This is a genomic window from Treponema sp. OMZ 838 (assembly GCF_000775995.1).
Lineage (GTDB): Bacteria > Spirochaetota > Spirochaetia > Treponematales > Treponemataceae > Treponema.
Genome location: NZ_CP009227.1, coordinates 2,636,442 through 2,660,939, shown reverse-complemented (window position 1 = coordinate 2,660,939; position 24,498 = coordinate 2,636,442). Strand labels below are relative to the sequence as shown.

The following is a 24,498-nucleotide window of genomic DNA, read 5'->3' as shown; positions in this document are numbered from 1 at the left end:
TGTATGGGTTTAATTTTCTTTACGTATTTTGGCGCTGTGTTACTCCTTGTAAACTCATCGTATCTTTCGTTTCATCAATCGAATCGTATTAATGTTCTGTTAAATAAGATTACGGTACCCGCTGCCGCTTTTGCGCTTTGTATAGCTGCTTCCGTTCATCTGGTTTTTTACGGTCAAGCCGGTATACAACGCGTCGTAACGATGTGCGGCATCTTCTTTATGCTGCTTGCCTCTTACCACATCCTTGATATGGTTCTTGTTATTTCTAATTTTAAAATATATAAAGTGCTCCAAAAGATTAACACAGTATTCCATATCGCGGGTATCGGTCTTATCATATTCTTCGTCGGGAGATTCCAGTGGAACCCGCTGAGAGGCTTTTACTTTTCACAGCGTGATGTTGTTCCTGGATTGGCCGGTATTAAACTCTTTATGTATATTTACATATTCTTTGTTCCGGTGCTTTCAATTACGATATGCTTTGTCAAAATGTTTTTTGTCAAAAGCAATATTCACCGGCAGCAGCTGCTTTTGCATGGATTTTCCATCGGACTTGCTCTTGCAATATGGATTACCGAAAGTTATTTTTTTCAGGTATTTTCCTGGGCGTTTGCCTTTATACCGTTCGGGTATGCCGCTATGCTGATGCTTGATAATGCCGTATTTTCGCTGACGCGTGCTTTTGATATTAAGCAAATTTTCTTCGGGTTTCTCCGGTTTATCCTTTTTACTGCGATCTTTGCAGGAGCTGCAGGTTTGACAACAGCACTTATTATGCAGTTTATCCCTTCGGTCGGGGGTTGGATGTCTTCGATTACAGTTTCGTGTATTATTCTTTTCTTTATTCGAAGCTTTGTTGCCCGTAAGCTTAGATATGCCTTAGGTAGGACGGCAGATTATGAAGTGAGGTTGGATGCCGAACTGCAAAAACTCGATTTTGGAAAAGGCCACGATACGGTGTTGGAGACTTTTCCGAGAATTATGAAGCAGTATATCACGTGTAAAGGGCTCGATATTCTTGTCAGTGATGAAAACATGAATTTGCAAACGGTCTATTCGGATTTTGATCATCATAATACATTAAGCGCAAACCTTGCCTGTTTTGAGTATCTGCTCAGTCAAAATAATATTGTTCTTACAAAAACAGAACTTATTGCCAATTATGTGTATGAATCGATACGTGATGAGCTGCTTGATATCTTTGAAACAACACAGACCGAGATACTTATCAGTATGAGAGAGGGGCAAAAGCTCATCGGCTGTATCCTGTTAGCTCCTAAGACACACAGTGCGGAATACAATCTGTATGACATACGCGTTTTGTCCAATATGTATTCGTATTTCTTTTTGGTAATCTATTACCTTAGGAATATTTCCAAACAGGATATTACCGTTACGATTGACCGTGAAGTTGAAATGTCCGACCAAATTATCGGATCCATTCAGAACTATAAGGATACCCTTGAATCGCATGGCTTTTCAATGGATTCTATTGCATACTCAGCGCATCAGCTCGGCGGCGATTTTATCGACTATATTACGCTGAACGAAAAACGGGCAATGTTCCTTATTGGGGATGTTTCCGGTAAGGGGTTAAGTGCAAGTATGTCGATGGTCATTTTAAAGTCGATTATTCATACCTATCTACAGACAATCTCCGATTTTAAGGAATTGGTAACAAAGGTAAACCGGTTTATAAAGGATAATCTACCGCGCGGAACATTCTTTGCCGGGTTGTTCGGTATTATCGACTTTCCGACTAATACAATTTACTACTTGAACTGCGGTATTCCGTTGATGTCGATGTATATCAGCTCATATAAAAATGCAATTGAAATTCAAGGTGAGGGCAGGGTTCTCGGCTTTGTAAAGAATATTGAACCTTTCTTAAAGGTACGAAAAATCACGATGCACAAGGGAGATGCAATTGTCTTTACGACTGACGGTTTGCTTGAAGCAACGAACCTAAAAGGCGACCGGTTCGGCAGCGATCGTGTTGGACGGATACTGCAGGAAAATAACGGTGCTAAACCCTCTCAGATTGCTCGCACGATTTATAATAACCTTCTGGATTTTATTTTGCGTAAAATCGATGATGATGTTACCATATTGGTATTGAAATATAATCAATAATTAACATAGGAGTATTATGATGGATAATTTAACGATTACGGAAAAAATGAATGATACGTTTGTATTACTGACAGTAGCCGGTTCAATAAATTCATACACATACCATGAATTTGAGACGAAGGTTTACAACCTTATTAAGGAGCGCTCAATCGTATTGGATGTATCCCGTGTTACCAACTTGTCTTCATCAGGATTGGGTATCCTCATGGCTGCTTCCGAAGACGGAGCCGAGCTTGGTCATAAAATTTATATTATGAATCCTTCAGAGGTTGTAAAGCTTGCGATTGCCTCCACCGGTTTTTCAGAAGTATTTCCGATTATTCACTCACTTGATGAAGTAAAATAGGCTGATACGGTATAAGGGCGTGAACCATTTACAGGTAGAAGCCGATTTAAAAAATATTGGCTTTATCGAAGATTTTATCGCTACCTCTAAAGATATTCCTGAGAGTAAACGGGCAACAGCACTTATTATCGCAACAGAAGTGTTTGATAATATTGCCGAGCATGCTGTCTTTCCAGAAAGTAAAGAGCTTCGATTGAGTATATCCAATATGTTCTTTCCGCGTCTTTGTTTCTCCTATCACAGCACGAATTTTGACAATTTATTGGATGCGCTCAAGAGAACTAAACCCCATTTTGATCCTAAAGCAAAGCGGTACCGAGGATTCGGTTTATTGATGACAAAAAATCTTGCCCGTAAAGTCTGTTACCGGCAAGAACATTCACGCTCCTGTATTATTGTGTACTTATAAACACGGCGCCAAAAAGTAAGTGGTATGAAAAAAATACTTTGTACAATAATGTGTCTGCTATCGTTTTTTTGTGTAACGGCAGCTGATGCGAATATGGAAATACAGCTTCGCAATTTTGTATATCCTGCTGCTATTCCGGTAGAGATGCAGCGTCATATTCGTAACAATGCAGCTTCCTTCTTAGCTGACTTGCAGAATATCTTAGCCGCCGACCAAGAGAACCTCTTGATCTTGGTTGATAAGCGGCATTTATTGCCTGATGGATATACGCCGCAAAACCTTGTAACGCTCAGTACCGGCCGCGCATACATAATTAACCGAAAGGATTTATCCCTGACAAAAACGGCGGAACAAGCGTTGCAGGAAATGGCGCTTGCAGCACAACAGGATGGCGTTAGGCTGGTTGTCAGTTCCTCGTATCGTTCATATACATATCAGAAAAATTTATTTGACCGCTATGTACGGGAATCCGGCGAAAAAGAAGCCGAACGGTTTTCCGCCCGTGCGGGAACAAGCCAACACCAGCTTGGTACGGTCGTAGATTTCGGTTCCATTTCGGATGAGTTTGCGCAAACGCGCGCCGGTAAATGGGTATTGCAGAATGCTGCAAAATACGGCTGGTCGCTTTCTTTTCCCAAGGGATACGAAGCGGTAACCGGCTATGTGTGGGAATCGTGGCATTACCGCTATATCGGTGCGGAAGCCTGTGCTTTTCAGCAAAAATGGTTCGGCGGTATTCAGCAGTATATGCTTGAATTTATTGACACTTGGAAAAAACAAACGAAATAAGACGATGCCTCTAAAACTGATTGTATGTTGGGTCATCATGGAATAAACTTATGGAGGAAAAATGAAGAAATATCTTATAGTAGGCGGCGTTGCCGGAGGTGCAGGTGTTGCTGCGCGGTTACGCCGGTTGGATGAATCAGCGGAGATTATTATCTTTGAGCGGGGATCTCATATCAGTTTTGCAAACTGCGGGCTTCCCTATTATGCCGGCGGTGTTATCGAAAACCGCGAAGCTCTTTTTGTGATGACGCCCGAAAAGTTTAAGGCATCGCTGAACGTTACCGCAAAGGTACGGCATGAGGTAACGGCGATTAATCCCGCTTCCAAAACGGTAACGGTCAAAAATTTGGATACCGGGGCGGAAGGTGCCGAAAGTTATGACACGCTGATTTTAAGCCCGGGGGCATCTCCCATTAAACCGCCGATACCCGGGATTAACGATGATGCCATTTACACACTGCGTTCGGTCAGCGATATCGATGCGATTAAGCAGAAAATAGATAACCCTGCAACCAAACGTGTCGCTGTAATCGGCGGCGGTTTTATCGGCTTGGAAATGGCTGAGAATCTTCACCGCCGAGGTATGGATGTTTCCATTATCGAAGCAGTTGATCAAGTGATGAACGTTATCGATTACGATATGGCAGCCATCGTGCAGGAGAATATCCGCAGTAAGGGTGTCGGTTTATACCTAAAAGATGGGGTAAAAGCGTTTGAACGGCGCAGCGCCGGTTTAGCGGTATGTTTGCAGTCGGGTAAAGAGGTTGTATGCGATGCTGTTCTTCTTTCGATCGGCGTGCGCCCCGATACCAAATTGGCAAAGGATTGCAATATCGAGCTTGCGCAGAATGGGGCGATAAAAGTCAACGAATATTTTGAAACCTCTCAAAAGGATATTTACGCTATCGGCGATGCGATTTCGTTTAAAAGTCCGCTGCTCGGTACCGATACGACAATTCCGCTCGCAGGACCTGCGAATAAACAGGCTCGTATCTGCGCGGATAATATCGTGTACGGCAATAAAAAAACATACTGCGGGACAATCGGTACCAGTATTGCCCGGATATTCGATTATACCGCCGCTGCAACGGGATTGGGCGAAAAGGCATTGGATAGGGCAGGGCTTCCCTATAAGCAGGTGGTAACCCATGCTGCTCATCATGCAAGTTATTACCCCCATGCCTCTATGTTGTCGATTAAAATTCTCTATAATCCTGAAAACGGCCGGCTCTGGGGTGCACAAGCGGTCGGTGTAGAAGGTGTTGACAAGAGAATCGACGTTATTGCCGCATACATTAAAAAGAACGGTACGATTTCCGATCTTGCCGAATTTGAGCATGCCTATGCGCCGCCGTTTGACTCTGCGAAGGATCCCGTCAATATGCTCGGATTTATTGCGGAAAACGACCGCGACGGTTTAACAACGATTATCTCGTGGCGGGATATTCCCCGATATGCGGAACAGGGAGCATTCTTCCTTGATGTACGGACACCGGAAGAATTCAGCTGCGGCGCCCTTCCGGGAGCAGTCAACATACCGCATACTGCATTGCGAAGTAGACTGAATGAGGTGCCGAAAGATCGGCCGGTTGTTATTAACTGTGGGATGGGGTTGCGAGGATATATAGCGGAACGGATTTTGCGGCAAAACGGATATAAACATACGGTGAACCTTTCGGGCGGTTTTATGACGTATAATGCAGTCCATAACGAATTGGCTCATTTGTCATGATTGTAATCGCGTAATGATTTGACCAAAACCGTTTTTACCTATAGGATAGCGACATGAAAATAATCTATAGATATTTATTGCTAAGCTTTTTCATAAGCATAGCGGCAGGGTGTGCATCTGTTTCTCCTGATGTAAAAAAGGAACCTGCACCGTCCGAAGAGATTGCCGTTCCGGCTCCTCAGCCTGAACCGATCAAAGAACCGGAAGCGCCGGTAAAATGGGAACCCGTAAAACCCGCGGTTCCGGTCAAGCCGAAGCCTCCTGTTAAGACGAAGGAGCCTCCTGCGAAGGTAGAAGAACCGCCGGTAAAGGCGGAAGAACCTCCTGCGAAGGTGGAGGAGACTCCTGCGAAGCCTGAACCGGTTATTGAGAAAAAAGAACCGGTTGTTGAAGCGAAGCCTGAACCTGTCGAAGAAAAAAATACCGTTATTGCTGAGTTTGAAGGGGTTACCATTACAAAAGAAACCTATGATCAAACAAAAACGGAGATGGAAAAGATTGTCGAGAAGCTTAATCGTATTACAGCGACAAAGGACTATGCTCAATGGACTACGTTCTTATCGGAAGAGTATAAACAACAATATTCTCAACCCTTGACGCTTAGAAAAGTTTCCGAGGCCTTACCGGTTAAAGGGATCAAGCTTAAATCGCTGCGTGATTACTTTATGTATGTTTTTGTACCTTCTCGTCAGAATGTACGGGTAGACGATATCAAGTTCGTTTCCCCGACACGGGTCGATGTTATTATGAAACAGGCAAATGTTTCGCTGCTTGTCTACGGTTTGGAAAATATTAACGGCAGCTGGAAACTGATTCCGCCGAAACTGTAAGTAATCTTTGAGTAGGAGTTATACGCTATGCGTAAAAGTATTATTTCTGCGGTTTTTGCCGCGTTGATTTGTGCGGGATGGATGATGTCCATTCCCGTCGGGCCGATTCCCATTGTGCTGCAAAATGCGCTTGCAGTGCTTGCCGGCTTGCTGTTGGGGCCGCTGTTCGGCAGTCTTTCGGTGCTGCTCTTTCTGGTTGCCGGAGCCGTCGGTCTGCCTGTTTTTTCGGGCGGCAACGGAGGCTTTGCCGTATTTGCGGGTCCGACCGGCGGCTTTTTAGTCGGGTACCTTGCCGCGGCTGTTGTCGGCGGTTTTATTATGAAGCTCTATAGGGAAGAACAGCGGTGGCCGCTCGCCTGCGGTATCATTGCGGTTGCAGGGCTTTTAAGCTTTTTGTCTATCTACGTATTCGGTCTTCTGTGGTTTAAGCACGTTCTGAATCTCAGCTGGCAGCATACGTTTCTGAAAGGGTTTGTGCCGTTTATCCTGCCCGATCTGATTAAGCTGGTTGTTGCCGTTCCGATTACGCTCAAATTGCGTCCGATTATACGGCGCTATACGGAATAACCCAGCCTCTATCAATGCTCCGACTATTATACTGATGATGTCTTCCTCAGAACGCTATGAATTATTCAAGCTCACCGATGTAGCTAAATCTTTTACCGGTGCCGAACGTCCGGTGCTGAACGGTATATCTTTCTCGGTATATGACGGTGATTGTGTTGTCGTATCGGGGCCGAACGGATCCGGTAAAACCGTACTGATGACGCTTATTGCCGGATTGGAAACTCCTTCCTCCGGTTCGATAGTCAGCAGCAGGAAAGACGGCGGTGAGTTGCGTATCGGACTGGTGTTTCAGGAAGCCGACGCTCAAATCCTCGGCGATACCGTCGAGGAAGATGCGCTTTTCGGTATGCGGGACAGTAAGCTGCCGAAAGAGGTCATTGCACAGCGGTTGGAAGCGGTTCTGAGGCAGATGGGCTTGTACGAAAAGCGCCGCTCGCCCGCACGCAGTTTGTCAGGGGGCGAGAAGCGGCGGCTTGCAGTTGCCGGTATCCTGATGATGGAAGCCGATGTTATCATCTTTGACGAACCTTTTGCCAATCTCGATTTTGCAGGAGTGGTGCAGGTAACGGCAATGATAGAGCAGCTGCAGCGTGACGGGAAAACGGTTATGGTACTTACCCATGAGCTGGAAAAAGTGCTTGCACTTGCGAACCGGCTTATCATCTTGCACAAGGGATATCTTGTTTATAACGCGGAACCTGAGCCTGCACTCCAGAGCGGTATTCTTGAACAATACGGCATACGGAATCCGCTCTGCTCATACCGTGTATTTTCCGACCTTGTATGGAAGGCCGATGACCGTCGATAAAAATAACTTTTTATTTCAATATACGGCTCGAAATACGATGATTCACCGCCTGCCGGCAGGGGTAAAATTCTGCGTATTATGCCTTTCTTCCTTCGTCTTATACGGCGCACCTCAAATGCTGCTGGCGGTCTATGCACTCTTTCTTGTATTGGTCAGCGTTGCTGCAAAGCTTTCATGGTTAACGGTAAAAAGAAATTGCCGGTTTTTAGGTATCTATGCACTTTGTATTTTTTTTATCAAGATAATCGGTGTGCCGCTGACGGCAGATATGCTTAAAACCATGACGGCGGAAACGCTGTTGTTTATGCAAAAGCTCGTGCTTATCTTATTTACCGCCTCGATATTTTACGAAACTACTTCAAAGCTGGAGTTTTTTGTACTCTGCGAAAAAATCGAACGCTTCTTTTGCAGAAAGAAATACACCGGTGCTTTTTCGACGCTCTTTACCATCACATTGATGTGCGTTCCCCGTGTGTTTGAGGTGTGGGCTCAACTGAACTATGCTTACGATGCACGTACCCGCCGGCGGCGCGATATTGTCAGTGCCTGCCGCCGGTTTGCTTCTCTATTACCTGCACTTATTGAAAATCTCTTACGCTTTGCCGTTACCGCCGAAAAAGCCCTCAAAAACCGCCGACTGCGGGGGTGTGCAGGGCAACCGTATTAAAAATATTTTTAGCGGTTGCCTTCCTTCTGTGCGAAATTTTGTTTAAAATTTCGCACATTTTTCCAGTAAATGGGTAAACACATCAGGTAGAGTAGATAAAAACCGCGGAAAAATTGAGACTGTGAGACCATTTGAACCGCGAAGAGGTTCAACTCTGGTCGAATAGTCTCAATTTTTCCGCGGGGTGTTAAACATCCGACCTGATGTGTTTACCCTGACTTCTTGGTGCAAGCCCTTTGACAATAGAAGCCGGTTTGTTATATTCTATACGTTAATATGTTTGTATCGGTAATGATAGATCCGGGCGGAGAGGAATCTGCTGCCCATCTTTCGGAATTGTTAACTTTTTATGGATTTGAACGGATGCAGCGGGCGTGTTGGGAGTCCTCTACGGTTAATGAGAAACAATTGGTTGCTCTTAAACGCGAAATTGATCGGGTAACCGATTATTATGATGTTATTCGCATATATCAGTATCCTGTCGAAGGGGTATTGGCGATTTCCACGCTTGCTAAAAAGAAGTGGCGGAAACTCTTAATCCGTCCGCCTAAGAAAGTCTAAAAGTTTTTATAGGATATGATAGGATATGATAGGAGATGATCATGTTATTGGAAGAATATAAACCGCAGATTGCAGCACTTAAGGCCGATGTCGATGAAATCTGGAGGCGTCTTTGACTCCGAAGCGGTAAAAAAACGGATTGCGGAAAAAGAAGTTGTCGCGGGGCAAGAAGGTTTTTGGAACGATCCTAAAAGTGCCGAAAAACTCTTGTCGGAAATTAAAAAACTGAAAAACCGTATCGAGCCGTGGGAAAAGCTCATTGCCGATATCGAAGATCTGCAAACACTCTATGAACTCACCCAAGAAGCCGGAGAGGATGATAATGCAGATTCCATTCAAGAAATCGATATGTCGCTCACAAACCTTCAAGAACGGTTTGAAAAGCTCAATACACTGGCACTTCTTTCCGACGAGGTTGACGGCAGCGATGCCTTTTTGACTGTTCATGCAGGAGCAGGCGGTACCGAGGCATGCGATTGGGCACGGATGTTAACCCGTATGTATCTCCGCTGGGCGGAGCGCCGCGGCTTTACCGTTGAAACACTTGATGAGCTGGAAGCCGATGAGGGCTTAAAGTCTATCACCCTACAGATAAGCGGCGACTATGTTTACGGTTTCTTAAAGGCGGAAACCGGCGTACACCGGCTTATCCGGATTAGCCCGTTTGATGCGAACGCCCGCAGGCATACCTCTTTTTCTTCCGTGTATGTATTCCCTGTGTTGGATGATACCATCGAGGTAAATATCAGACCGGAAGATTTACGGGTAGATACCTATCGTGCAGGAGGGGCCGGAGGACAGCACGTCAATAAAACCGACTCGGCAGTACGGTTGACGCACCTGCCTACCGGCATTGTCGTAGCGTGCCAAAACGAGCGAAGCCAAATCTCCAATCGGGCAACGGCGATGAGTATGCTTAAAGCGCGGCTGTACGAATACTACCGCAACGAAAAAGAAAAAGAGAACGCGAAATTCGCTGCTGAAAAAAAAGGCATTTCGTGGGGAAATCAAATCAGATCGTATATCTTTCAGCCCTATACAATGGTAAAAGATCACCGTACCAAACATGAAACAGGCAATATTCAAGCCGTTATGGACGGTGATATAGACGGCTTTATCGAAGACTTTTTGAAAAAACAATGGGCAAATCAGCTGATGTATGAGGACAGTCCTGAATGAAAATAAAACGGCTGTTCGTTGCTCTGATTGCGGCGGTAACTGCATTATGCGGTATTGCTCAAACAAAAGGTGAGATTCCTACATGGTCAATTACGGCATCAAAGTTTACACTTACCGATGTGCCTGAATTATATGCATCGTACTCGACCGCATTACCCGCCATGCTCAACCTTTTTTGCGCTGTACCTGCAAGCAGACTTGTAACCCCCGAAGAAAAAAGAGCGCGGCAGCTCATAGATTATGCTGCGAAAAAACTTGCACTTATCCGCGAACGGGCATCATTAATTGCAGAACGTGATTCGCTGTATCTTGCGGTAATGTCCGAAAAAGAGAAGCTGAAGCAGACCGCTGCGTTCAACAAGAAAATAACCGCAAAGGAAGCGGATATTCAAAAAGCTCAAGAGAAAATCGACAAATTACTGAATGATACTTCTTTTACCGCGGAAACACTCCCTGTTATGATATGGAAGGATGGTCAACAGGTATTTGAGCTCCCCGAATATACGAATATTTCGCAAGCGTTGAAGAGCGAAAATATCTCCGCAGTTATTGACGGGTCGATACAGGATTTGTCGGGGTATATGTATGTGTCTGTTGTATTGACAACCGGTTTGCCGGGTATGCCCGATTACCGGTTCAGCGAAGCGGGACCGTATCAATCAATCGAAACAATTGCCCGTTCATTAGCGGCGCAAATTATGACGGCGGTAAAAAATTCTCAGCCTGCAAAGGTTTTGCTGACAGTCGAACCGGAAGATGCGGAAGTGTATGTGGACAGCGAACCGCTCGAAGCAGGAAAAAAGTCTCTTTATATGTATGAAGGCAGTCATCGGCTTGAAGTGCTTGCTGCCGGTTACGATTCAGCCGGTAAGACTATCGAGGTTCAAGCAGGGCAAAATTATTTGCTGAACATAAAATTAAAAAAAGAAAACCTTATTTCCGTCGGGTTTCAGTTTATAAAACCCGATGCGGATGTCTTTTTGCATACGCAGTATTTTGCCGGTACGCCGTTTCAGACCGATGTTCCGGCAGGTAAAAATACAGCTATCAGTTTTTCATATAAAGATGTAAAAACCTACATTGTACTTCGACCTCATGATTTTATGCAGCCAGGGCAGACAACCTATCAGTTGCAAGCGATGCTCAATAAAGAAAAGACCAAGACCTTGATTGACCGGCGGCGGAATGTTCTGTACTGGTCGCTCGGCGCCTTTTATGTGTCGCTCCCTATCTTTATGATTTTACAGGGACTTACTGCAGATATGGCTTCAGCCGCCGCGGATTCCCGTTTGGGGAGTGATGCGGCAGTGCAGAGTAAATATCGTGCACTGTTTATCAGTTCTGCGGTGATGCAGGGAATAACAATCGGTTTAGGTATTAACTATGTGGTACAGCTTGGGCTGTATCTATATGCTGCCGATCAGAGTATTCCAAAAGAGGCTCGTAAGTTATAGCAGGTTTAAGGCGAACCTCTAAAAAATTTCGGTTTTTGGAAGTTCCCAACAGAAATATCGGATATACTGGAGAAAAATATGGCTAAAAGAAGTTTTTCCGAAGGTTTAAAGAAACTGTTCGGCATTCATTCCCGATTGGATGATTCTTTTTTTGAAAGCGTCACCGATACATTGGTAGAAGGCGATATCGGCGCTCAATTTGCATTCGAGATTGAAGACCTACTTCGTGCGGAATGTAAAAAACGGAAGGTTGAACAACAAGAACAGGTATTGCAGATTTTATATGATATTTTACTTCCCTTTTTGCCGGTTGCTTCTTTTACGCCGGAAAAAGATAAAACCTCCGTGTATTTGCTGCTGGGGGTAAACGGCGTGGGGAAGACGACAACTGCGGCTAAGCTTACTCAGTATTTTAAATCCCGCTTTGAATCGCCGATTATACTTGCCGCTGCGGATACCTTTAGGGCAGCCGCGATAGAGCAGCTTGAATATCACGGAAAACAGCTCGATGTGCGGGTTATTGCGCATCAGTACGGCGGGGATCCGGGAGCGGTTATCTTTGATGCTGCACAGGCAGTGCGGGCACAGGGAGGCGGTCTCGTTATTGCCGATACCGCCGGGCGGCTCCATAATAAGGAAAACCTCGTGCGGGAACTGCAAAAAATCAATAGGATCGCCGAATCGAAAACCGATGAGGGGTGTTACAAGAAAATACTCGTGCTGGATGTAACGGCAGGGCAGAGCGGCTTTAGGCAGGCAGAGGTTTTCCACGAGGCGGTCGGAGTCGATGCGGTCATTCTGACAAAATATGATTCAACGGCAAAAGGCGGTATCGCGCTCAGTGTGGGACGGCAGCTGAATCTACCGGTCATTTTTACCGGTACCGGCGAAAAATACGGGGACTTTGCGCCCTTCAATGCCGATACCTATCTACGCGAATTTATCGGTATGCCGGTATGAAACGGGTTGCTTTCTGTTTTTTCATTTTAGCGGTTGTACTTTGCCAATCGCCGTTCGGTGCTGCTGACGGAATTGAATCAACGGATGTTCCGGCCGGTACAACACCGGAGATTCCGGTAGATATTGCTTCGGATGTTCCGGCAGACACAGTGCCGGCAGATACTCCCCAAACAGAAAAGGTTTCTACTGAGGCCGTAAAGGATAGCGGCTCCGTCTCGCCGGCAATAGGCACGGACGGAAAAGAGACTGAAAGCGGCGAAGCGGCTTCCTCAACGGCAGGCGCTGATAGGAAAGAAGCCGAAAACGATAAGCAGGCCGATTTGACTTTCGCCTCAATTCATAGCAAAGGATTAACCGTTGCAGACGGTAATAAATGGTATTACGAAAGTTTTGACCGGCAGGGACGCTCCTCCTTCGCAGTGCTTTATAATGACGGTACGGCAGTTGAAAAAACGGAGTGGGCATATAAAGGTCGTACCCGCCATCCTACAAAAAAGAAGATACTCCGCACAGATAGTTCGGAAATATTTTGCTATGATGATGACGGACGGGAGCTGAGTATCGAGCAATACGAACAAAAAACATTAACATCAAAGACGGAAAATATCTATAACGGCGGCGGTAAGCTGATTGAACAGACGATCACCGCGAGGAAAAATATCGACAAATCGGTATGGGAGTTTGACGGGGATAAGGCTATTTCCCAAACCAAATATCGGAACGGAAAGAAAACCGCCTTTATCGAGTTGGACAATACTCCCCATATTATACACCTGTATATTGATGATAAAGAAGTATATGTAGGAGAGGAACCGTGAAGCGTACTGATCTTGCATGGATTTTGTTCGTATTGCGGCGGTTTAATGCCGCAGATACCAAGGGGCGTTCGGCGATTACCGGAATCCTTTCCGTACTGGGGATTGCCTTCGGGGTTACGGTCTTGATTGTTATCCTTGCTGTGATGAATGGTTTTCAGCGCAGCTTTATCGATACCATTTTGCAGGTAAGCTCGGCGCACGTACAGTTGTACGGATCCGAAGCGGCTCTGGAACAGGCGAAGGCCGTAGGCGGGTTCCAATCCTTTTATGTATTTTCAGAGACGCAAACAATAATGCAGGGCAACTACGGCAGGCAGCAGCCGGCAATACTCCGCGCCGTACCTGAAACGATATTAAGCGATGACCGCGGCTTTGCCGGCGCTGTAACAATGATGGAAGGTGACTTTAACCTTAGTGCGCCGCATTCCGTTGTGCTCGGATACGAGCTTGCCCGTATGCTTTCGGTTTCTGCCGGAGATAAGATTTCGCTCCTCGCGCTTTCGGGCACCGCGGATACCGATATTTTTCCGGAGGATGCTGAATGCACGGTCGCCGGTTTAATGAAGACCGGCTATTATGCAATCGATGCAGGCTTTGCTTTTATGTCAACGGAGACCGGCGCGTTGCTGTGCGGCACTCAGCAGGAGCTGTCAGCCGCAGTAAAGCTTCAAAATTCGGAGGCTGACGGGATATATATCGCCCGCATTTCTGCCGCCGTGCCCGAATTGAAGGCAGAATCATGGCGCACCTATAATCAAGCGTTTTTCGGAGCCTTGCGTATCGAAAAAAATACGATGTTTATGCTCGTTTTTTTGATCTTTGTGGTGGTTACGGTGAATATTTACAACGGAATGCGCCGTTCCATCTATGAACGGCGGGAAGAAATTTCGGTACTTGCTTCGTTGGGTGCTAAAAAAGAACATATCCAAGCCCTCTTTATCGCTAACGGTTTTACGATCGGGCTTTTGGGCGCTTCCATCGGCTTGCTTTTAGGACTGCTGCTTTCCGCGGACATCAATCGGGTCTTTTTATTGGCTGAATATTTGGTAAATGCCGTCATTGAAGCGGCAAATATTTTGTTGGAGCACACATTTTTTACGGGCTTTAGTATTTTCAGTCCTCAATACTTTTACATCGATTCGGTACCCGTGCGTATTTTCTTCAGCGAAGTTTTTTTAGTATTCTTATTCGGCGTCTTTTCTGCGAGTTTTGCCGCTTCAATTGCAGCTCGAAAAATTCTAACCCTTAAACCTGCGGAGGTGCTGCGCTATGAATAAACCGATTTTAGCGCTGACAAACGTTTCAAAAACTTTTCAGTCTGAGGCTGACTCAATCCGTATTTTACATAACTTAGACCTGATAATCGAACAACCGGCAAAAATCGCCGTAGTAGGGGAGTCCGGTTGCGGAAAAAGCACTTTTTTGAATATTGTCGGCGGCTTGGAACAGGCTGATTCGGGAGAGATTATTGCGGGCGGATATGAACTGCACCGGCTCAATGAAAGCGGATTGACGGACTACCGCCGCTTTTACCTCGGCTTTATCTTTCAGTTTCATTACTTGCTCAAAGATTTTACCGCCATCGAAAATGTGATGCTGCCCGCACTTATCGCAGGTATGCCGAAAAAAGAGGTAAAAGAGAAGGCGGCTGCCCTTTTGCAGGATGTCAAGTTGGAAATGCGGCTCAATCACTTTCCCGCTCAGCTGTCGGGGGGAGAGCGGCAGCGGGCAGCCGTTGCCCGTGCGCTTATCAATGACCCTTCGCTCATTTTAGCCGATGAGCCGACCGGCAATCTCGATCCTGCAAATGCGCGCGGGGTACAGGAACTGCTCTTTTCAATAGCGGATAAGCACCGTAAAACGCTTATCATCGTAACGCATGATCAAGGGATTGCCGTCGACACTGACCTGTGCTACCGGCTTGAGCAAGGGAAGCTGCAGCTCTTATGAACTTTTTATTGGCATGGAAGCTGGCGCTGCGGTATCTGGGGCTGAATGCGGGAAAGGCAGTTTCAAACGCGCGGAAGAGTTTAATCGGCGCTGTCTGGGGAATCGGTATCAGTATTATCCCCTTGGTTATCGTGCTTGTGGTGTCAGACGGGATGATCAAGGGTATTACCTCCCGCATGATTGAACTCGGCAGCGGGCATTTGCAGGTACTCGATCTGCGTCCTGCACCCCGCAGCGCACAAACCGCCGATGACCGGAAGCAGAGCGCTCAAGAGGTTTTTGATTCAATCCGCATGAACGCACATCCGGTGCTCACCGGTTCTCGGCGGCAGCAGGAAGGTACCGGTTTACTTATCGGCAAGACCGGCCGTAGCGGAGGCACAATACGGGCGATAGATGCGGGCTATTTTACTGAAAATCCCGCTGCACGGAACCTGTTAACGGTGGTAGACGGCAGTCTTGAGTTCGACGGTACCCGTTCTATCTTGCTCGGCAAAAAGATTGCGGAGCAAACCGGTCTTAAAGTCGGGGACAGTTGCTCGCTGCTCACGCTACTTCCGCAGTATTCAGGTAATCAGACAAAACCGAAGCTCACCCGTTTTAAGGTTGGCGGTATTCTTTCCTCCGGTTATCAGGAATTGGATGCATTATGGATTTTTATCCCATTGGCATCTGCCGATGCAGTGTTGTCGCCTCAGTCCTCGTTGAGCGCTCTTACGGTCAGCATTGCAGATCCTTTTAATGATACTTTGCTTATGGACGCAAAAGATACCATTCAGCAACTGTTGCCGGCGGGATTTTCGGTATATACGTGGCAGGATCTAAACCGCTCTCAATTTTATTCATTTCAGACTTCAAAGAATCTTTTGATGTTCATCATGTTTTTGATTCTTCTTGCTGCCTCGGTCAATGTTTCGTCGGCAATGGTGATGCTCATCATGGAGCGGCGGAAGGAAATTGCAATTCTTAAAGCGACCGGCGCGCATCCGTTTTTTATTACCCTGTCGTTTTTAATTGCAGGTCTCTTTACGGGAGCGGCAGGGCTCTGTATCGGCTTAACCGGCGGTATCCTTGCGGCCTTACACATCAACGAATTGTTTGTTGCTTTTGAACATGTAATCAATGCGGGACAGAGCGCACTCTATTATATGCTGGGAAAAACGGGCAGCCCCGAAACTATCCGTCTCTTAGCGCCCGAATACTATTTGGAATATATTCCCATTTCCTTAAATGCGGCTGAACTGTATATAATTGCTGCCGGAACGCTCATTCTGTCGGTGATTGTCTGCCTGCTGCCTGCCGTATATGCAGGTAAAGAAAAACCCTTGGACAGTATGCGGAAAGTATAGGACACCTCTAAAACCTCGGTTATCTTTGCTTCGCATCCTTCGGAATAGAGGTGCCCTATAGTCTTCAAGCAGTTGTCGATTTTTAAAAGGTTCTCCGCCCCTGCATAAGGTTAAAGAGCGATTCGAATATCTTTTTTACCGTGCTACCGTACCGTGCATCAAGCTGATCCAGTACGGAATCGATCTTTTTTTTCCTTGCTTTTCTGCTTCGGTAATCGAACCGCTTGAGCCCAGCAATGCTATCGCTTTTTCTACCGCAGGGGAATCAATGCCCTCTTGCCGCGCTTGTTCAAAATAAGCGGTAAGCGCCGCAGCATCTTCCGGATGTTTTTCGATATGCAGGATTACAGGTAAACTCTTTTTCCCTTCCACAATATCGTCGCCGCGTTTTTTTCCGGCATTTCCCGTGCTGATATTTTTTACATCATCGAGTATCTGGAAACCGATTCCGGCTCCTGCAAAAAGCGATGCAAAAACATTGCTTTCTTCATGTTCTTTTCCCGCAGCACGCATACCGGTATAGGCTGCAAGCGCAGCGAGCGCCCCGGTCTTTAAACTGATCATCAGCTCATAATCCTGCCGTGAGGGAAAAAAGCCGGCAGTCCGATGCCAGTGGATATCGAGTGCCTGCCCCTCATGCAAGGAACGGATATGCGTAAGCGCCGCGGCATATAAATCGAGCTTTATGCCGGCAGGAGCCTGATAGTCTTCGAGCGATTGCAATGCCCGAAAGTAAAGCCAGCTGCCTGAATTGAGCGCCGAATCGAGTCCGTAGGCCACGTGTGCGGCAGGTTGTCCGCGGCGCAGTTCGGAATTGTCTTCTATATCATCATGGATAAGACTTGCTGTGTGGATTCCTTCTATGAGCGGCGTAAGTGTGTAAATGTCATCACCGCTGCCCCCTGCAAGCTGATAGGCAAGAACCGCAAGCAGCGGTCTCCAACGTTTTCCGCCGCCGGACACCAACGAGGCGCACGGAGCGGATAAAAGTGCTATAGGACTTTGTTCTGCAGCGGTCTCCGGTACATCGGGTAAAAATGCAGTGCGCAGTGCGCCTTCAATCTTTTCAAGCCGTTGCTTAAATTCATCATTCATACTACTATTATATCTTATATTTTATTGATAGAGAACTACTCTTTTGGGGTAAAAAAAGGAACAGATGGGAAATCAGTATCGGGAACCGGACTATTGGTCGCGGAAGGCTTTTGCGGAAGGTTATCCTGCGCGGTCGGTCTATAAATTAGAAGAAATGCAAAAAAAATTTAATCTATTCGGGAAAAATGACAGCGTGCTTGACCTTGGCGCCGCTCCGGGGAGCTGGACAACATTTTTGCTCAGGTTTCTTTCTCCGGAAGGGCGCGTCTGTGCAGTGGATTTGCAGCCCCTTTCGGAATCGATACGGGATCCGCGGCTTTCGTTTTTCCAAGGAGATCTGACCGCGGCTGCTATGGCGGCTGCGGTAAAAAACTGCGGCCCCTACCGTTCCGTTATCTGCGACGCGGCGCCCGCCACCACTGGCAATAAAACCGTCGATACCGCTCGCTCCGCCGCCCTTGTCGATATGGCGCTTTACTATGCCGAAACACAACTTGAAGCTCACGGCAGCTTTGTCGTTAAAATCTTTCAAGGCGGCAGCGAACAGCAGTACCTACAGCAGATGCGAAAGCTATTTAAAACCGCCCGCGCCTTTAAGCCCGAAGCATGCCGCCGCAGCAGCTTCGAAACCTACCTACTCGGCCTAGACTTTAAAAGCCGTGTGTAAGCTCTCGTAGGACAACCGCAGTACAAGTATTTTAAGCGGTTGTCTTCCTCCTGTACGAAATTTCATAGGTATAAGGTGAGCGTCTACAATGATGCCGCTCACCTTAACCGTCAAGTTTTCTTTCGAAAACTTGCGCATTGATGTGTGCGCTTTTCGCGCACGAATGCAACAGTTTCCAAAATTCATATTTTGTTCAATTGTTGCATTTTAAGGAAATAAAATTTCGTACATCTTTTTTTGGCAGATGGGTAAACGCATCAGGCAGAGTAGATAAAAACTGCGGAAAAATTGAAACGATGAGACCATTTGAACCATCTTCAACTGTTGTACATCCGTGTACAACAGTTGAAGGCGAGTTTTGTGCACGCACAAAACATCGCTGCTGTATGGAACTACTGCCATCCTTGACAGTTCTGGTCGAATAGTTTCAATTTTTCCGCAGGGATGTTAAAAAAACGGCCTGATGCGTTTAACTTTGAAGTTCTCGATTATTTCCTTGACAACTCCTATCACTAGCCCTTACAATATATAGTATAGATAATTTTAACATCGTATGAGGAGCTTCGTGATGGGAATTGGAACAGAGAACATAAGAACGATTGCGATTGCAGGGCACGGACAGTCCGGCAAAACAACACTTATTGAAAATCTTGCGGCAGTAACGGGTACAATTGCACGGGCAGAATCGGTTGCAGGCGGTAAAACGGTCAGCGACTATACACCCGAAGAAATAGAGCGGAAAATTTCGATATATTCGGCATTAGTGTCAACAAATTGGAACGATACGGTAATCAATTTCTGGGATACTCCCGGCTCTTCGGACTTTATGGGCGAAGTTATCGCGGCTTTCCGGTCGGCGGAAACGGGATTGATGGTACTCGATGCAAAATCGGGAGTACAGATTGAAACCATTAAATATTGGAGAGACCTTGACCGCCGGAATAAACCCCGTTTGGTTTTTGTTAATAAGATGGATGAAGACCGTGCTGACTTTAATCACGCAATGCAGGATGTAAAAACACAGTTCAAGGCGGATGTCTTTGCGGTTACCTTCCCGATAGGAAAAGGCGCCGAGTTTACCGGTATTGTTGACGTACTCCACGGTACGGCATATCAAACAGATTCAAACGGTAAAGAAAAGGAAATACCTATTCCCGATTCGGCAAAAAAACAATATGAAGAAATGCGCGAGGTACTCGCAGGGGCTGCAGCGGAAGGCGACGAAGATTTATTGGTAAAATTTATCGACGAAGGCGAACTCAGCAGCGATGAAATTGCCAAGGGGCTCACGCTCGCGATGAAGAACAATAGAATTGTGCCGATCTTTGCCGGAGCCGCGCAAACAGGACTCGGGTTAACGGCTCTTTTACGCTTTATCACCGAGATTTTGCCTTCTCCTGTAGGCTGTTTGGAACGTGCGGTAAAGGGTGAAGAAGAGTGTACAATCAAAATCGATCAGGAGCCTGCATTCTCCGGCTTTATCGTTAAAACCGCAAATGATCAGTTTTCCGGGCGGCTTTCGTACATCAAAGTTATTACCGGTACGCTCGTATCGGATGCAGAAGTATATAACATCAATGAACAAAAGAAAGAACGCGTCGGTAAGTTATACCGCGCTGCGGGAAAGAAACTGACCGAAGTAAAAGAACTTGTAGCCGGAGATGTCGGCGTCGCGGTTAAACTTGCGGCAGCAAAAACCAACGATACACTTGCCGCCTCTCAAGATTGCCCGCCGTTTGTAAAACTGCGCAATCCCGATCCTATCTATTCGCTTGCAGTTGCCGCCCTCGATAAGAAAAACGACGACAAACTCGGCGAGCAGCTGCTCCGCGCCTGCGAGGAGGACATGACGCTTTCTTTTGTCTACAACCCCGAAACAAAGCAGAATGTATTCTCCGGCATGGGAGACTTGCATACCTCTATCGTGCTTGACCGCATTAAAAAGCAGACAAAGATTGAAGTGCAAACTTCTATTCCCCGCATAGCCTACCGCGAAACCATTCGGCAAAAAGCGCAAGCAGAGTATACGCATAAAAAACAGTCGGGCGGACACGGACAGTTCGGACGAGTCGTACTGGCGATTGAACCGCTGGAGCGCGGCGCAAAATACAGCTTTACCAATGCGGTATTCGGCGGTGCGATTTCCAAGGGCTACATTCCCGGTGTTGAAAAGGGCGTAAAAGAAGCAATGGAGAACGGTGTCATGGCGGGCTATCCCGTTGTCGATGTCGGTACGACGGTGTTGGACGGTAAAGAGCATCCGGTAGACTCTTCCGAAATGGCCTTTAAGATCGCCGCCCGAAACGCATTCAAAAATGCAATGCGTAATGCAGGTCCTATCCTTCTGGAACCGATTATGAATTTAACGGTCTATGTGGAAACGGCCTACCTCGGCGATATTATGAGCGATCTTTCTTCACGCCGCGGTCGCATTCTCGGACAGTCTCAACTTGCAAACGGTATTGAAGAAATTCGCGCGCAGGTACCGCACAAAGAATTGCTCCGCTACGCTATCGATCTGCGCTCAATGACCAGCGGTACCGGCTCTTTCGAAATGTCGTTTGATCATTACGATCCGATATCCGGTAAAATTGCCGATGAAGTAGTTGCCGCTGCCAAGGCATTTATCGAAGAACAAGACGAGTAATATCTTTAGCTGCAATACTTAAAATTAAGTCATTGATAAATAAAAATTTAATTTTAAGTTTGTTGAGGATGTCCCGAAAGACAGAAACTTTTGGGACATTCCCGTTTCCACCATATAAAAAAGTTGTACCATATACACAGAAAGGAGAATATTATGGCAGAAACAACAGCAATGCAGGAATATCAAAATCCTCCTAAAAGCATTCTTATTTTTGATTTATGTACAAATCTCGGATGGATAGCGGCGAATTTTGTTACCTCACCTTTCGTTGGGAGTACCGGTAGTTTAAGCGAGGTTGTCAGAACAAAAGCTTTTATTATCGGCATCCTGTTGGCAGCGATCAATCCTATCATACGTTACAAAATTATGATTCCTGCAATCATAGACTGGAAACGGAATCCGGACAAAGCAAAAAAGTATATCGTACTATATGAAAGACTTGTTATGATTATCCCGCTTGTAATAGCCTTTACCATTCCTTTTTTTATTTCTATAGAAATGGGGTTGATAGGAAATGTCGGCATCTTCTTATCCGCAGTCTTTAGTACGATTGGAAATATTTTTTTAATCGGAAGTTTGTTTGCTTCAAGTACGATTAGAAGTTTTGAAAAATGGGCATCATTCGTTCCAATCGAAGAAGGTACGCTCTCTCTTTCTATGTTAAAGCGCGTGGCGTTTATGTCCGTTACCTGTATTTTTGCAGTTGTTCTTTTAGTGCTTGCACCGATTGTACGGTACCAGCAACATGATACCCATACCAAGCTGATTACAGCAGTTTTACCGCTTTTTATATATGGTTTAGTTTTTTCAGTATTTAATTTATTGGCCATCATACGTTCATTTGAAAGAAGAATAGCGTTGATACAGCAAATTATTAGAAAATTAGCAAACGGAGATTATCGGCAAGAAATGCTTAGTGCATGGACACGGGATGATATAGCTCTGTTATTATTAGACTTTAATAAATTACTTACATTTAATAAAAACTTCTTAACAGAACTGAATGAAAGTGTTACCGTTTCAACTCATACGGCAGAGGCGTTGTCTTCCAATATGAAGATAACTTCTACGGCTGCTGAGAAGATTGGCGAGAGTGTATCTTTTGTGCGGGATCATATTAAAGAGCAGTCGAGTGGTGTTTTAGAAATGCAGGAAAACATCCATCAAGCTATAGAGAATATCGAAGACCTTGATAATAGTATTGAAACACAATCGACTTCTATCGGCCAAGCTGTTTTCGTTATTGAACGGATGGTTGCCGATATTCAATCGGTTACTCACACGATAGAAAATACCGTTGATTCGATTAAACTTTTAAATAGTGCTGCCGATGCCGGTAATACCGCAGTATCGAATGCTCATACCATTGTAAAAAACATCAGTGAAGAATCTGAAGGCTTGCTGGAAGCGAGCAATGTCATTCAACATATTGCAAGTCAAACCAACTTGCTTGCAATGAATGCCGCAATCGAGGCAGCTCATGCAGGGGATATCGGCAAGGGGTTCGCGGTTGTCGCTGATGAAATTAGGAAACTTGCAGAAGAATCAAGCACGCAAGGCAAGACCATTACGACAGTGTTGAAAACACTGAAAGAAAAAATTGAAGCATTGAATTCGGTTGCGGAAGAAACTGCTATTCAGTTTGCAGAAATTATGCGGCAACTCTCGACGGTTAATAGCGGTAGTAATACTATTATGGAATCGGTGACGAAACAAAATGACGGTAATGCACAAGTGCTCGAAGCTGTCAAAGAAATCAATGTCATAACGGCAAAGGTTAAGCAAAGTTCTTTACAAATACGCTCAGGTAATACGGAAGTTGGTAAAGAAATGACAAGGCTTGTTGAAATTTCTCAAAATATCGACAGTACGATGAATATCGTCAATGACGGCACAAAACAAATAAAAACGATCATCGGAGAGGTTATCGACAGCAGTGCAAAGAACCGGAACGCCGTATTAAACATTATGAAATATCTTGAACAGCTGTCGCTGTAAGTAAGAAATACGTGGGGAGCTTCTGTTGTAACACATAATAGAAAAGGTACTTAAGAAGTTCCCTTCTTCATTAGTATAAAAATGATCAAATCTCAGCTTCATATCTTTACTATCAACATTAATAAATTGACGCGGATAATCGAAAATAATTTCTTTATCTTTAATCCTTGCTTAAAAATCTGACAGCCGATTTGCAAGGCTTTTTTATTACCAAACGCTCGTAAAATCTGAAAATTGAGATACATTTTTAAGAAACAAATCCTCATAGTGAACTTTCGTATTTTTGATGCGTATAAATCCAAAACCTGTATCATCATGAGGATAAGCAATAAGTCCTAATTCATCAAAAACAAAAAAACAATGCCCGTCAATTCCTTCATCCATCATCATTAACAAAGAGAACATAGATATAACATCATAATCCGTAGTGAGAAATTTTTTGAATCCCAAAGATAAACAATTATCATTATCGTAAATAGAAGCGCTAATTGTTTTTATATATCCAAAATCAATCAGATACTTTTCTATGTATTTTATGTAATTGTTTATATTGCTCTTATTTAGATTATATTCTTTTACTTTGAAAATATTAGAAACTATGATTATATTATTTGTATGTTTTTTAAAAAAATGCATAAAATAACCGACTATTTTATTTGCGCGAAAAATAGTAAAAGGCTTATTTCTTCTGCAATATCCTTTCCAGCCTTTACTGTCGGTATAAGAATTCAAATTTACCCATTCTTGAATATTAAAATTTGGGTTATCCATTCTCGTGTCCATCTATCTATTTTTATCCAACCAGTTTTTGATAATACTTCTCCAATTGTTTTATATTCCGTGCTCTTTTTAAAGAATCGGCATCATTTTTATCCGTATAGGTCAGCCATTTATTATATAAGTCATATAAAATTTTCTGTCCGGTTTCGGTTAAATCGAGATTCGTATATAAAAGTTTTACAATTCTGCCTTCTCTGTCTACAGGATTTTCCTTTATCAGCTTTTTTTCATAGGCAAAATTAAGGAATGTAATATTTTCTTCATATAGAGTATAAATAGTTTCGGGATAACCTCTATAACTTTGAAATAAAAATCCTATATCAAGGACAACTTCTTTTAGAAAATATAATTCATAATAGACATAATGTATGATTTTTTCAAGATTCTCCTTATCTTCAAGATTTGTAACTTCAATAAATTGATAATACTTCCAATTAAATAAATTTACCGGTTTAAAACAAGGCTGTATATTTTCTGTTTTTTCAAAAGTTGGTGCATAAAGGACATAAAACTTTTCCTGATACAGCACTCCGATTCGTTTCCCTGACACAAGTACAATATACTCTTCAAAAATGGCTTCCAGTGAAAAATTATTTATTCCTTTGCATTGTTTTTCCATATACTGAGCAAATTTTTTAGTGGTCATTTATTTTCTCTCCCCTAATCCGAATATAAGTCATATCCGTTTTTAGTTTATCAAATTATACATGATTTTACGGTGTTTTTCCATCGTTTAAAGAGTATAAGAACAGCTAGTCT

23 protein-coding genes are annotated in these 24,498 nt (G+C 44.7%); 20 read left to right on the top strand and 3 right to left on the bottom strand.

Annotation, left to right across the window (positions count from 1 at the left end; translation table 11 throughout):
* Positions 1-3 precede the first annotated feature (3 nt).
* From QI63_RS12025 to QI63_RS11945, 17 genes are all read left to right on the top strand, one after another.
* The gene (locus tag QI63_RS12025) at positions 4-2,133 is read left to right on the top strand and encodes a PP2C family protein-serine/threonine phosphatase (RefSeq protein ID WP_044016742.1); all 2,130 of its coding nucleotides are present in this window, start codon (positions 4-6) and stop codon (positions 2,131-2,133) included.
* Between the two features lie 16 nt (positions 2,134-2,149).
* Entirely contained in the window at positions 2,150-2,479 is a 330-nt protein-coding gene (locus QI63_RS12020; protein ID WP_369792403.1) for an STAS domain-containing protein, read from the top strand.
* Between the two features lie 19 nt (positions 2,480-2,498).
* Entirely contained in the window at positions 2,499-2,888 is a 390-nt protein-coding gene (locus QI63_RS12015) for a hypothetical protein (protein ID WP_044016738.1), read from the top strand.
* Between the two features lie 24 nt (positions 2,889-2,912).
* Complete coding sequence (locus tag QI63_RS12010) at positions 2,913-3,677, top strand: M15 family metallopeptidase (protein ID WP_044016737.1); 765 nt, start codon at positions 2,913-2,915, stop codon at positions 3,675-3,677.
* 61 nt (positions 3,678-3,738) lie between these two features.
* Positions 3,739-5,409 (top strand): CoA-disulfide reductase, encoded by a 1,671-nt coding sequence (locus QI63_RS12005; protein WP_044016735.1) that lies wholly within the window; start codon positions 3,739-3,741, stop codon positions 5,407-5,409.
* Positions 5,410-5,462: 53 nt separating this feature from the next.
* Positions 5,463-6,239 (top strand): hypothetical protein, encoded by a 777-nt coding sequence (locus QI63_RS12000; protein WP_044016732.1) that lies wholly within the window; start codon positions 5,463-5,465, stop codon positions 6,237-6,239.
* 27 nt (positions 6,240-6,266) lie between these two features.
* Positions 6,267-6,806 (top strand): biotin transporter BioY, encoded by a 540-nt coding sequence (locus QI63_RS11995; protein ID WP_044016731.1) that lies wholly within the window; start codon positions 6,267-6,269, stop codon positions 6,804-6,806.
* Between the two features lie 34 nt (positions 6,807-6,840).
* Positions 6,841-7,614: an ABC transporter ATP-binding protein gene (locus tag QI63_RS11990; protein ID WP_044016728.1), complete on the top strand. Its 774-nt coding sequence runs from the start codon at positions 6,841-6,843 to the stop codon at positions 7,612-7,614.
* The gene (locus tag QI63_RS11985) at positions 7,601-8,281 is read left to right on the top strand and encodes an energy-coupling factor transporter transmembrane component T family protein (protein ID WP_044016727.1); all 681 of its coding nucleotides are present in this window, start codon (positions 7,601-7,603) and stop codon (positions 8,279-8,281) included. The genes QI63_RS11990 and QI63_RS11985 overlap by 14 nt, the downstream gene beginning before the upstream one ends.
* Before the next feature lie 276 nt (positions 8,282-8,557).
* Positions 8,558-8,842 (top strand): CRISPR-associated endonuclease Cas2, encoded by a 285-nt coding sequence (gene cas2, locus QI63_RS11980; RefSeq protein ID WP_044016724.1) that lies wholly within the window; start codon positions 8,558-8,560, stop codon positions 8,840-8,842.
* A 41-nt stretch (positions 8,843-8,883) separates the two neighbouring features.
* Positions 8,884-10,021, top strand: a protein-coding gene (gene prfB / locus QI63_RS11975; protein ID WP_144389690.1) for a peptide chain release factor 2 whose coding sequence is annotated in 2 segments (ribosomal slippage) — positions 8,884-8,955 and positions 8,957-10,021 — 1,137 coding nt in all. Because the reading frame shifts where the segments join, the coding sequence is not laid out codon by codon here.
* Complete coding sequence (locus QI63_RS11970; RefSeq protein ID WP_044016721.1) at positions 10,018-11,475, top strand: PEGA domain-containing protein; 1,458 nt, start codon at positions 10,018-10,020, stop codon at positions 11,473-11,475. The genes prfB and QI63_RS11970 overlap by 4 nt, the downstream gene beginning before the upstream one ends.
* A gap of 78 nt (positions 11,476-11,553) precedes the next feature.
* The gene (gene ftsY / locus QI63_RS11965; RefSeq protein WP_044016718.1) at positions 11,554-12,435 is read left to right on the top strand and encodes a signal recognition particle-docking protein FtsY; all 882 of its coding nucleotides are present in this window, start codon (positions 11,554-11,556) and stop codon (positions 12,433-12,435) included.
* Positions 12,432-13,253, top strand: a complete 822-nt coding sequence (locus tag QI63_RS11960) for a hypothetical protein (protein WP_044016716.1) — start codon at positions 12,432-12,434, stop codon at positions 13,251-13,253. The genes ftsY and QI63_RS11960 overlap by 4 nt, the downstream gene beginning before the upstream one ends.
* Entirely contained in the window at positions 13,250-14,530 is a 1,281-nt protein-coding gene (locus QI63_RS11955) for an ABC transporter permease (protein ID WP_044016714.1), read from the top strand. Before QI63_RS11960 ends, QI63_RS11955 begins: the two co-directional genes overlap by 4 nt.
* Positions 14,523-15,203, top strand: coding sequence for an ABC transporter ATP-binding protein (locus tag QI63_RS11950; protein ID WP_044016711.1), 681 nt, complete (start codon positions 14,523-14,525; stop codon positions 15,201-15,203). The genes QI63_RS11955 and QI63_RS11950 overlap by 8 nt, the downstream gene beginning before the upstream one ends.
* Positions 15,200-16,552, top strand: coding sequence for an ABC transporter permease (locus QI63_RS11945; protein WP_044016709.1), 1,353 nt, complete (start codon positions 15,200-15,202; stop codon positions 16,550-16,552). Before QI63_RS11950 ends, QI63_RS11945 begins: the two co-directional genes overlap by 4 nt.
* Before the next feature lie 135 nt (positions 16,553-16,687).
* Here the strand turns inward: QI63_RS11945 and QI63_RS11940 are convergent, their stop codons facing one another.
* Positions 16,688-17,647 (bottom strand): polyprenyl synthetase family protein, encoded by a 960-nt coding sequence (locus tag QI63_RS11940; protein ID WP_235619717.1) that lies wholly within the window; start codon positions 17,645-17,647, stop codon positions 16,688-16,690.
* Between the two features lie 64 nt (positions 17,648-17,711).
* Between QI63_RS11940 and QI63_RS11935 the strand changes: the two genes are divergently transcribed.
* The 3 genes from QI63_RS11935 (at position 17,712) to QI63_RS11925 (ending at position 22,959) form a co-directional block, all read left to right on the top strand.
* Complete coding sequence (locus QI63_RS11935; protein ID WP_044016707.1) at positions 17,712-18,314, top strand: SAM-dependent methyltransferase; 603 nt, start codon at positions 17,712-17,714, stop codon at positions 18,312-18,314.
* 568 nt (positions 18,315-18,882) lie between these two features.
* The gene (gene fusA / locus QI63_RS11930) at positions 18,883-20,961 is read left to right on the top strand and encodes an elongation factor G (protein ID WP_044016705.1); all 2,079 of its coding nucleotides are present in this window, start codon (positions 18,883-18,885) and stop codon (positions 20,959-20,961) included.
* A 153-nt stretch (positions 20,962-21,114) separates the two neighbouring features.
* Complete coding sequence (locus QI63_RS11925) at positions 21,115-22,959, top strand: methyl-accepting chemotaxis protein (RefSeq protein ID WP_081984447.1); 1,845 nt, start codon at positions 21,115-21,117, stop codon at positions 22,957-22,959.
* Between the two features lie 207 nt (positions 22,960-23,166).
* Here QI63_RS11925 and QI63_RS11920 read toward each other — a convergent pair whose 3' ends face one another.
* Both QI63_RS11920 and QI63_RS11915 read right to left on the bottom strand, forming a co-directional pair.
* On the bottom strand, positions 23,167-23,742 hold the full coding sequence (locus QI63_RS11920; RefSeq protein WP_044016703.1) for a hypothetical protein: 576 nt from the start codon (positions 23,740-23,742) through the stop codon (positions 23,167-23,169).
* Positions 23,743-23,752: 10 nt separating this feature from the next.
* Positions 23,753-24,385: a hypothetical protein gene (locus tag QI63_RS11915; RefSeq protein ID WP_044016701.1), complete on the bottom strand. Its 633-nt coding sequence runs from the start codon at positions 24,383-24,385 to the stop codon at positions 23,753-23,755.
* Positions 24,386-24,498: the final 113 nt, after the last annotated feature.

What these genes read in the sequence shown, in the direction of transcription:
- QI63_RS12005 (WP_044016735.1), top strand. Translation starts at nt 3,739, where the DNA reads ATGAAGAAATATCTTATAGTAGGCGGCGTTGCCGGAGGTGCAGGTGTT.
- QI63_RS11940 (WP_235619717.1), bottom strand. Translation starts at nt 17,647, where the DNA reads ATGAATGATGAATTTAAGCAACGGCTTGAAAAGATTGAAGGCGCACTG.
- QI63_RS11990 (WP_044016728.1), top strand. Translation starts at nt 6,841, where the DNA reads ATGATGTCTTCCTCAGAACGCTATGAATTATTCAAGCTCACCGATGTA.
- QI63_RS11915 (WP_044016701.1), bottom strand. Translation starts at nt 24,385, where the DNA reads ATGACCACTAAAAAATTTGCTCAGTATATGGAAAAACAATGCAAAGGA.
- QI63_RS12000 (WP_044016732.1), top strand. Translation starts at nt 5,463, where the DNA reads ATGAAAATAATCTATAGATATTTATTGCTAAGCTTTTTCATAAGCATA.
- QI63_RS12010 (WP_044016737.1), top strand. Translation starts at nt 2,913, where the DNA reads ATGAAAAAAATACTTTGTACAATAATGTGTCTGCTATCGTTTTTTTGT.
- cas2 (WP_044016724.1), top strand. Translation starts at nt 8,558, where the DNA reads ATGTTTGTATCGGTAATGATAGATCCGGGCGGAGAGGAATCTGCTGCC.
- QI63_RS11950 (WP_044016711.1), top strand. Translation starts at nt 14,523, where the DNA reads ATGAATAAACCGATTTTAGCGCTGACAAACGTTTCAAAAACTTTTCAG.
- QI63_RS11935 (WP_044016707.1), top strand. Translation starts at nt 17,712, where the DNA reads ATGGGAAATCAGTATCGGGAACCGGACTATTGGTCGCGGAAGGCTTTT.
- fusA (WP_044016705.1), top strand. Translation starts at nt 18,883, where the DNA reads ATGGGAATTGGAACAGAGAACATAAGAACGATTGCGATTGCAGGGCAC.
- QI63_RS11945 (WP_044016709.1), top strand. Translation starts at nt 15,200, where the DNA reads ATGAACTTTTTATTGGCATGGAAGCTGGCGCTGCGGTATCTGGGGCTG.
- QI63_RS11960 (WP_044016716.1), top strand. Translation starts at nt 12,432, where the DNA reads ATGAAACGGGTTGCTTTCTGTTTTTTCATTTTAGCGGTTGTACTTTGC.
- QI63_RS12025 (WP_044016742.1), top strand. Translation starts at nt 4, where the DNA reads ATGGGTTTAATTTTCTTTACGTATTTTGGCGCTGTGTTACTCCTTGTA.
- QI63_RS11995 (WP_044016731.1), top strand. Translation starts at nt 6,267, where the DNA reads ATGCGTAAAAGTATTATTTCTGCGGTTTTTGCCGCGTTGATTTGTGCG.
- ftsY (WP_044016718.1), top strand. Translation starts at nt 11,554, where the DNA reads ATGGCTAAAAGAAGTTTTTCCGAAGGTTTAAAGAAACTGTTCGGCATT.
- QI63_RS11920 (WP_044016703.1), bottom strand. Translation starts at nt 23,742, where the DNA reads ATGGACACGAGAATGGATAACCCAAATTTTAATATTCAAGAATGGGTA.
- QI63_RS11925 (WP_081984447.1), top strand. Translation starts at nt 21,115, where the DNA reads ATGGCAGAAACAACAGCAATGCAGGAATATCAAAATCCTCCTAAAAGC.
- QI63_RS11985 (WP_044016727.1), top strand. Translation starts at nt 7,601, where the DNA reads ATGACCGTCGATAAAAATAACTTTTTATTTCAATATACGGCTCGAAAT.
- QI63_RS12020 (WP_369792403.1), top strand. Translation starts at nt 2,150, where the DNA reads ATGATGGATAATTTAACGATTACGGAAAAAATGAATGATACGTTTGTA.
- QI63_RS11970 (WP_044016721.1), top strand. Translation starts at nt 10,018, where the DNA reads ATGAAAATAAAACGGCTGTTCGTTGCTCTGATTGCGGCGGTAACTGCA.